Here is an 841-nt window from a genome sequence, read left to right on the forward strand (position 1 = left end):
AGGTGTGCCGTTGAAACATGTTCTTGTCATTGACGATGATGCCGCAATGCGGCGCCTCATCGCCGAGTATCTCACGATGCATGCCCTGAAGGTAACCGCAGTCCACGATAGCAAGCAGTTTGACTATGTTCTTTCACGTGAGCCAGTCGATCTCGTGGTTGTTGACCTTAACCTAGGCCGGGAGGATGGACTTGCGATCGTCCGCAATCTGGCGACAAAATCGGATGTTCCTATCATAGTGATCAGCGGCGACCGGCTTGATGAGGCGGAAAAAGTGGTTGCACTGGAGCTCGGCGCAACCGATTTCATTCCCAAGCCTTTCGGGATGCGCGAATTCTTGGCCCGCATTCGAGTAGCGCTACGCCAGCGCATTTCTAGTCCGCGAACCAGAGAGCAGCGCTCATTTCGCTTTGGGGCCTGGAAGCTCAGCGTGAAGCAGCGGCGACTGATCTGTGCGGAGCGTGGCGAGGTCAAGCTTACCGCATGTGAGTTCAATCTCTTGATCGCATTTCTGGAGAACCCCCGCAACGTGCTATCCAGAGAACGGCTTTTGCTCGCGAGCCGTGTGCGTGGAGAAGAGGTGTACGATCGAAGTATCGATGTCCTAATCATGCGCTTGCGCCGAAAGCTGGAGGCTGATGCGGCCAACCCTCGCCTGGTCAAAACATCCCGTGGCGCAGGGTACTTCTTCAACGCTGACGTAGATGTTAGCTACGGAGGCACGTTGGCCGCGTGACAGTGAGCTATGCTGGAGATTGGGGTGACGAGGCTGATCAAGCCTTCCAACAGTACCAGCCTGATCAATTACGGCGAGAGCTACCGGTCCGGAGATCGCATCAGC

1 protein-coding gene is annotated in these 841 nt (G+C 55.9%); it reads left to right on the plus strand.

Features of this window, described 5'->3' with window-relative positions; genetic code table 11:
* Positions 1 to 10: 10 nt before the first annotated feature.
* Positions 11 to 736 carry a two-component system response regulator VirG gene (gene virG / locus NKH06_RS31975; RefSeq protein WP_023685159.1) on the plus strand — a complete coding sequence of 242 codons (726 nt, stop codon included), beginning with the start codon at positions 11 to 13 and terminating at the stop codon, positions 734 to 736.
* Positions 737 to 841: the final 105 nt, after the last annotated feature.

The sequence above is a fragment of the Mesorhizobium sp. M1342 genome (assembly GCF_040317955.1).
Lineage (GTDB): Bacteria > Pseudomonadota > Alphaproteobacteria > Rhizobiales > Rhizobiaceae > Mesorhizobium.